Source organism: Methanocalculus alkaliphilus, from assembly GCF_024170505.1.
In the GTDB taxonomy this organism is placed as follows: Archaea; Halobacteriota; Methanomicrobia; order Methanomicrobiales; family Methanocorpusculaceae; genus Methanocalculus; species Methanocalculus alkaliphilus.
The window spans coordinates 186,579-192,775 of the sequence record NZ_JALJYG010000003.1 but is presented as its reverse complement, the minus strand read 5'-3'; the positions used below and the strand labels follow the sequence as shown (position 1 = coordinate 192,775).

5 protein-coding genes and 1 pseudogene are annotated in these 6,197 nt (G+C 54.7%); 2 read left to right on the top strand and 4 right to left on the bottom strand.

The window, feature by feature from the left end; translation table 11 throughout:
* A pseudogene (locus J2T58_RS03920) lies at positions 1 to 184 on the top strand (RNA-guided endonuclease InsQ/TnpB family protein); the annotation flags it as partial.
* Positions 185 to 526: 342 nt separating this feature from the next.
* Here J2T58_RS03920 and hisD read toward each other — a convergent pair.
* Positions 527 to 1,777 (bottom strand): histidinol dehydrogenase, encoded by a 1,251-nt coding sequence (gene hisD / locus J2T58_RS03915; RefSeq protein ID WP_253487569.1) that lies wholly within the window; start codon positions 1,775 to 1,777, stop codon positions 527 to 529.
* A 109-nt stretch (positions 1,778 to 1,886) separates the two neighbouring features.
* Here hisD and J2T58_RS03910 point away from each other — a divergent pair, with 109 nt between their 5' ends.
* Positions 1,887 to 2,675, top strand: coding sequence for an MBL fold metallo-hydrolase (locus J2T58_RS03910; RefSeq protein WP_253487568.1), 789 nt, complete (start codon positions 1,887 to 1,889; stop codon positions 2,673 to 2,675).
* 16 nt (positions 2,676 to 2,691) lie between these two features.
* On the opposite strand, the gene J2T58_RS03905 is transcribed toward J2T58_RS03910, so the two are convergent.
* From J2T58_RS03905 to J2T58_RS03895, 3 genes are read right to left on the bottom strand one after another with little or no spacing between them, the layout of a single operon-like run.
* On the bottom strand, positions 2,692 to 3,969 hold the full coding sequence (locus J2T58_RS03905) for a PAS domain S-box protein (protein ID WP_253487567.1): 1,278 nt from the start codon (positions 3,967 to 3,969) through the stop codon (positions 2,692 to 2,694).
* Positions 3,970 to 3,973: 4 nt separating this feature from the next.
* On the bottom strand, positions 3,974 to 4,996 hold the full coding sequence (locus J2T58_RS03900) for a sensor histidine kinase (RefSeq protein WP_253487566.1): 1,023 nt from the start codon (positions 4,994 to 4,996) through the stop codon (positions 3,974 to 3,976).
* 4 nt (positions 4,997 to 5,000) lie between these two features.
* Positions 5,001 to 6,194 (bottom strand): hypothetical protein, encoded by a 1,194-nt coding sequence (locus J2T58_RS03895; RefSeq protein ID WP_253487565.1) that lies wholly within the window; start codon positions 6,192 to 6,194, stop codon positions 5,001 to 5,003.
* Between the last annotated feature and the right edge of the window lie 3 nt (positions 6,195 to 6,197).

Below are 6,197 nucleotides of genomic sequence, written 5' to 3'. Positions count from 1 at the left end.
TGATTGTGGTAGCGTGTTCGACCGCGACAGAAACGCTGCGGTCAATATTATGCTACGCTGCCTATCACAAAATGCCCTGTGGACGGGCTACCAGGAGTTTACCGGTAATCTGCGACATACAGGTCTGAAGATCGCATCGATCCCCGGACACTCGCAGGAAGCCCCCTGCGCAAGCGGGGGGTAGTTCACTACTCATGATCAATTATGATGAATTATAATGGTGGATATAATAAATTCTGGCATATTAAGTCGAATAATTCAGAAATAAAAGTTATCTGATCCTCAATCCGGTGAGGGACAAAAGATCGATGCTACCGGGGAGTTTCATCGATGGTGAGAGGGAAGAACCCCTCTTCTCAGCGGCGTATGGCCGGTATGGTGGAGAAGTACCCGTTGATGCAGGAACCTGAGAGGAAGTCAGAAAAAGGAGGGTACACCCTTCAGGCACAGGGCGGGGTTACCATACCAAAATCGTACTCATAACTGATGAGATAGTCCATTCTCTATATACCATCACATACAAGAACTACCCCCGACGCCGCACCCGGACCGACTCCGCATGTGCCGCAAGCCCCTCCGCCTCGGCCAATGCCTCCACCACATCCCCGATCGCCTCCAGCCCCTCCGGTGTCAGGATCTGCACCTGTGACCGTGTACAGAAGTGGTGGACATCAAGCCCCGAATAGACCGAGGCATACCCTGCCGTCGGAAGCACATGGTTTGTACCGGATGCATAATCCCCGCAGGCAACCGGGGTATATGGCCCCACAAAAATCGAGCCTGCATGCCCCACCTCTCCAAGAAGCCCCATCGGGTCGGCAACCTGGAGCGAGAGGTGCTCAGGCGCGATCTCATCCATCACGCGGATCGCCTCGGCACGATCAGCCGTGATCACATAGCCGGAATGGGTAAGTGCCTGCTCGATGATCTCCCTTCGTGGGGAAGATGCCAGCATCCGTTCAATCTCTTTTCCAACCCTGGTGGCAAGCCCGGCATCTGTTGTTACCAGAACGCTTGCCGAATGGGGATCATGTTCGGCCTGGGCAAGCACATCTGCCGCTATATAGGAGGGATCGGCCGTCAGATCCGCGATAATCCCGATCTCAGACGGGCCTGCGGGGAAGTCGATCTCAGCCTCATCACGGAGGAGCATCTTTGCTGCCGTCACATAGACATTCCCTGGACCGACGATCTTCGCCACCGGCCGGATTGTCTCCGTCCCGATAGCCATCGCCGCAATCGCCTGTGCCCCGCCGACTCGATACCCTTCGGTCACCCCGGCGATATCCATCGCAACAAGGGTGAGGGGATCACCGGGCGGCGGGGTACAGATACAGATCTCAGGCACACCGGCAACCCGTGCGGGGACGGCGGTCATCAGGACGGTCGATGGGTACGCGGCCCGGCCCCCCGGCACATAACAGCCGACCCGGTCAAGCGGCCGTGTCCTGACACCAAGGGTTACCCCCGGCTCAATCTCCTCAAGCCAGAGGGACCGTGACTTCTGGAGTTCGTGGAAATGCGTGATCCGGGCCTCTGCCTCGCAGAGCGCCTCGATGAGGCGGTCATCCACCTCGTCATATGCCGCTTCGATCTCTTCGGGCAGAATGGAGATCGAATCTCCATCAAATCTGTCAAAACGCCTTGAAAGCTCGATAAGTGCCGAATCCCCGTCTCTTTGGACCGCATCGATGATCTCCCGGACTGATCCCAGCACACCGGAGATATCACCCCGCCTTCTCTCTCTCCAGCCCCTGGTATCAAGTGGCTTCCACATAATCACTCATGTACCGGGAGAACCATTGAACCTTTCCAGAGGTGACCCCCTGCTGGAAATGTCCTGGTGGATGACTGTTATCTGGATGTGGAGACAATGAGTACACCAGATGGAATGCACAGTCCTTGCAAGCGGCAGCACCGGCAACTGCATCTATATCAGCAATGGAAGGAGTGCCCTCGTCGTCGATGCAGGGCTCTCGAAGAAGGAGATGCTTGCCAGGATCGGGGCATCAGGAGGGGATCCCGGCCTGGTGGATGCTATCCTCCTGACGCATGAGCATACCGATCATGTCCGGGGTGCCGACGCACTCGCACGATCCCTCGGGTGCCCGCTCATTGGAACCGGGGGGACACTGACTGCCTTCCGGTCCACACGACAGGCGATCAAAAAGATCCCCGAACAGATCTGCTGTACAAAGGGTGTTTCGTTCACCGCAGGCGACTTTGAGGTGACCCCGTTTGCCGTATCGCACGATGCCGCCGAGCCGTGTGGCTATGCGGTCCGTTCAGATGACCTCCTCCTCTCGATCATGACCGATACCGGCATTATCACAACAGAGATGATGGAGATCCTCGCCCAAAGTGACGGGATCGTTCTGGAATCAAATCACTGCCCGGATATGCTCTCCACCGGTCCGTACCCTGAATATCTGAAACGCAGAATACGGAGCCGTACCGGGCACCTCTCAAACACGATGGCGGCAGACTGCCTCCGGGAGCTCAATGGATCGCTCCATACCGTCATCCTCTCCCACTTAAGCGAGGTGAATAATACTCCGGCACGGGCATTTGCATCATCGCAGGAGGCACTCGGCCTGGATATGAGCTATATCGATCTCTATGTGGCATCGCCGGATATCGACTGCTCCTGCCTCTCGCAGACAATAAAAATATAAAGGAATGGTGCCGGGATCAGCAGACCCGCCGGATCGCTATTGTGGCACCGATAATTTCCATGGTATGGTCACGTATCGGCTCTGCCTTCAGCGTTACCAGATTCTTTCCACCTGATCTGCTGACAAGATACCAGTCTTCATCAGCTACCTGAATCGTCCCGTTCTCAAGGACCGGCTCTAATGGTAACTGGCAGATATCTCCGGCTGAGGACTCAAGAAAGAGGACCGACGTAACAGGCAGATCCGCCGCATCCTCCTGCGTCCATCCCGTCATCTCCTCAGCGATCCGGTTGATGAGGACGATATTCTGCTCCCTGTCGATGCTGATCACCCCTTCAGCGGCAGGGAGGAGGGTGATATCGAGATCCGCTACCTCGGAGAGGAGCGTCTCCTCAACCCATCTCTGCTCGGTCATATCGATATAATGGAGCATCTGTTCAAGCTTCTCATTCGCCTTCCGCAGCTCACTTGTCCTCTCGGCGACAAGCTCCTCAAGATGCTCACGATGGCGCTCAAGCTCCTCCTCGGCATGGATACGATCGGTGATGTCCCGGAAGATGAGGACCGCTCCAAAGAGGCTCCCCCGATCATCACGGATGGGTGCTGTGGTGTACTCGATATACCGTCGCTCCCCATCCCGGGAGGTGAGCGTCATCGTCTCCTCGGAGATGATCGTCTTCTGATCGATCAGGGCACGGAGGACGGGATCGGGTGCATGATGGCCTTTTTCGCCGGTCTCAATCTGGAATATCTTTGATGATGGCTTTCCTATCGCATCCTTCTCATTGATGCCGGTCAGCCCGACGGCAACAGGGTTCATGAATTTGACCATCGCATCGGTGTCGGTAGCGATGATCCCCTCTCCCATGCTTCGTATCATCGTTGAAATCCAGCGTTCACTCTCACGCAGCCTCCTCTCCATCGAGGCTTTATAGAGGGCGATCTCGATGACTGTCAGGACATCCCTCTCTTCAAACGGCTTGAGAATATAGCCGAAGGGCTCTGTCACCTTCGCCCGGCCTATCGTCTTCTCATCCGCATACGCGGTCAGGTAGATGACTGGTATCTCCATCTCCTGCCTGATGATCCCGGCTGCCGTGATCCCATCCATCTCACCCTTGAGGACGATATCCATCATCACCAGGTCAGGCTTATGCTCTGCGACCTTCTCAACCGCATCCTCGCCATAGCTTGATATCCCGAGGACATCATAGCCAAGCGCCTGAAGGCGGGTTTTCAAGTCCATCGCAACGATGGCCTCATCTTCAACGATCCATACCCGTGTTGCTGCCATTCCTTTACCTCCGCTCTTTATACTGTAATGCCTGGAAGTTTATCTTAAATTCGGTTCCGTGATCCCTTTGTAATACGACCTCTCCATCCAGCTGCGAGACGAGGGATGCCACAAGCAGGAGCCCCAGAGAATCACTCGTTTCAAGATCAACTCCGTCCGGTAGCCCGATCCCGTCATCTCCGATGATCAATGTATAGCTCCTGTCATCATTTGAAGAGAGCAGGATCCGGATCGACCCCTCCCTCTCATCCGGAAATGCATGCCTGAGTGCATTTGAGATCAGCTCATTGAGGATCAGCCCAAGAGGGATTGAGGTATCGGGGTTCAGATGAATCGGAGGAACCTCGTACCTGACACAGACACGCTTTGCATATGAACTGTACTCCCTCAGCAGGCTCTGCGTGATCCGTGTCGTGTACTCGGCAAAGTCTATCTTTCCGATATCTTTTGATCGATAGAGATGCTCATAGACATAACCGAGTGCCCGGACCCGATTCTGACTGTCCGTCATATATCCAAAAACCGTCGGATCCTGGACGAACTGTGCCTGGAGATGAAGGAGGCTGGAGATCACCTGGAGGTTATTCTTGACCCGGTGGTGGACCTCACGGAGAAGCACCTCCTTCTCGGCAAGAGCATCTCGCAGCCGAACTTCCGTCTCCATCTGGCCCGGCAGATCGGAGATTGAGATGAGGATATGCTCCTCCCCGTTCTGCAGGAGTTGCCTGGGCTCCAGCAGAAGTTCAACCTCCTCACCGGATGGCAGACAGACCTTTTGAATCAGCTCTTCCCTCCCCTCGATGACGCCATTTCTGATCCGCTGTGCCAGCATTCCATTCGTTGATGAGGGATCTCCGGGGATGACAAGAAGGGATGAAAGCGGGATCTGAAGCCCGACCCCTTCGCCCACTCCGGTGATCGACGCGAGCTTCCTGTTGAGTGCAACAACCTCGTCACCCTGCCTCTTCATGATGAGCATCGCTCGTGGTGACTGAAGGAATGATTCAACAAATAACTCTTTGCTCATGAAACTACGTCTCTCCTATCTGTAATACCGTCATCGCAAACCTGTCAACGACCGAGGTGAGAGCCCGGGACCCCCTGCTCTGCCGCACCGGATCGTTTGAGAATGTATCTGCCTCAAGATATGCCAGGGACTCCATCAGATAGTCAAGTCTGGGATAATACTCAAGAAAGAGTTTGCGTTTTGCAATTGCCTCTCTTTCATTGCCTGAAATTGCCTCAAATGCGTAATCGAGGAGATGGAGGAGGTGGGCAGGAAGTCCCCGGATGATCGCCAGTTTCCTGAACCGGAAATACATATGGGCTTTTTTTGTTACAAGCGCTATCCTGAGCCCATAGTACATCGGCTCCCCCTCATCCGGCATGACCCGTATCATCGTCTTAAGAATGAGTGCTGCCGTCTCGATAGATCCATTTGCCAGGGCATCCTGGAATGCGACTCGTAAAAACCTGATATCCTCTGGAAAATCCCTGATGGCATCCCTGACGATCTCATCATGCCGCCGCCGGTCCCCTTCCATCTCTGCTATCGAAAGGGCGATGCTGATGAACCAGGATTCGTGGGGAAACCAGATCCTCGCCTGTTCATACACCTCCCAGAAGATACCCAGCAGGAGACTCCTCTCTTCCATCGTAAGGACCGGATGGATGAGGAGGCGGGGGCGGTTGTGGGCCATCTCCATCAACTGCTCACGTGCATTCAGGATCATCTCCGAGGGGCGGGGATCCGGTTCACCAGGAGACTGAACTTTTGGATTCTTCTGATCTATTCTGATAGAACAGTAGGCACGTGCAGATCCGATCAGGGGATCATGCACCTGGTATTTCTTCAGGAGGCTTAATGCCCTCTCGTAATTCCCCTGCATGATACGGTGCAGCCCGGAGACGAGATCGAGAGCTCCCCGCCCCCCTCCTCTCTTCACCTCTCCGAGGGCTCTTCCAAGTTCCTCATTATATGCGGCATCGTTTGCATGCGGACTTCTCCGGAAGATATGGCAGGCGATCCCATCCATAAAGAGATTATACTCAGGCTCTGAGAGTCGTGGAGCCGACTGGTTCACGGTGGATCGGACATGGGCGAGGAATGCCGGGATCGCCATGTCTATTGAATGAATATTCTTTTCGATATAGTCAGAGAGGCGATCCTCCAGCTGTTTCAGATGATCCCGGGTATATGTATCCGAAACAATCAGATCTTCCATACA